We start from the raw sequence: 1,407 nt of genomic DNA on the forward strand, positions 1-1,407 counted from the left end.
CACTAGTGTTGCATAAATAAATACAGAATTTTCTGAACTTTTATTTTCTACGAAAATTTAAAAATTGAAAACACCTAAACAGAGGTAGCGATCATCCATTTTTTTACTGATGTAATTACGTAATAACTAAGCGACATTTTTTAGTAACTATCAGGGGATAGGCCCCCTGATTCTACGAATCAGATGGTGTCCCTTGCTCCATATAGAGGCTTTAAGTAACCTGGTGATCTGCAGAATACTCTTTCTACTATTATTCTTCAACTTAATCAGCATATTCAAACAGTAGACAATCAAAGCGATATAAACCTGATTGGAGACAGCTGTCTCCGAACAGCCGTAAAATGTTTTGACGTTCAGATGCTGCTTGATCCATTTAAAGAACAGTTCAATCGCCCAGCGTGATTTGTAGATTTCGCCGATCTCCTCCGGAGATAAGTCAAATCTATTGGTCACTAAGACAAGGTTTTTGCCTTTTTCATCCTGAACAGTCACACGGCGAAAGTAATGCTCTGTCCTGTTAGTCGTTGTTCCAAGAACCACCATCTCATCTGAAATGACGCTGCTCTGTTCGCCGGCACCAAAATCGTGAATGACTCTATGAACCGCATTACTCCGTAATCTGGATACAAAGAAGTAGCCTTCATCAGTCATTTCATCAAATCTGCTGTACTGTACATATCCACGATCAAAAACGTACATACATTCCTTGTCATCCACTAAAAGCTCAAGATGATTCTGATCATTCTCACAGGCATTGGTAAGGTAAAAATCATCTGGATATGAATCATGATCTTCCATGTGAACCAACCGTAAGTGCAGCTTGACACCTGACTTTGTTTTTCTGAACTTTGCCCAGCGATAGTGATGAAGGTTCAGAGGCAGTGTACTTGAGTCAATGATCTTCAATGGTGTAGTGATCTTTCTCTTCTGATTAAAATGCGTCTCCTTCTGGATCTGGTCTAATAGCTGACTGAAGATATCCTTAAAAATCTGTGTGGGAACGTCAGATAGTTTTCTACTGAGCTGAGAATAGCTGATAGAATCAAAACCTAAGGTTTTCTGAAGTTTCTCTGAAAAAACACTGTCACTGACAGCTCGTAGACTTTCGGTCTCAAATAACTGTGAATATAACAGGAGTTTAATGAAAGCACAGGTATCTAGCTTCTTTGTATAGTAGTCTAAGTTCAGGATTTTCACCTGTTGAGAAATTTTCTTGAAATCTATCGGTGAAATCCATTGTTCAAATGATGATTTTCTAGTAAACTTATCCATGTTGAGATCCTTTGTATTGGATTTGGATGTGTATTACTACCTCCAACCATTATAAAGGACTTTTTTTGTACAGAAAATAAATTTTTAGAATATTCCATTTAAAACCGTAGGTTGAAATATTTTTATGCAACACTA

1 protein-coding gene is annotated in these 1,407 nt (G+C 37.4%); it reads right to left on the minus strand.

Features of this window, described 5'->3' with window-relative positions:
- Positions 1–150 precede the first annotated feature (150 nt).
- The gene (locus ERX29_RS10735; protein WP_133444676.1) at positions 151–1,272 is read right to left on the minus strand and encodes an IS4 family transposase; all 1,122 of its coding nucleotides are present in this window, start codon (positions 1,270–1,272) and stop codon (positions 151–153) included.
- Positions 1,273–1,407: the final 135 nt, after the last annotated feature.

This window comes from Macrococcus lamae, from assembly GCF_004359545.1.
GTDB lineage: Bacteria > Bacillota > Bacilli > Staphylococcales > Staphylococcaceae > Macrococcus > Macrococcus lamae.

Bases quoted from the DNA above. Each gene is read 5' to 3' on its own strand.
- ERX29_RS10735 (WP_133444676.1), bottom strand. From the start codon at position 1,272: ATGGATAAGTTTACTAGAAAATCATCATTTGAACAATGGATTTCACCG.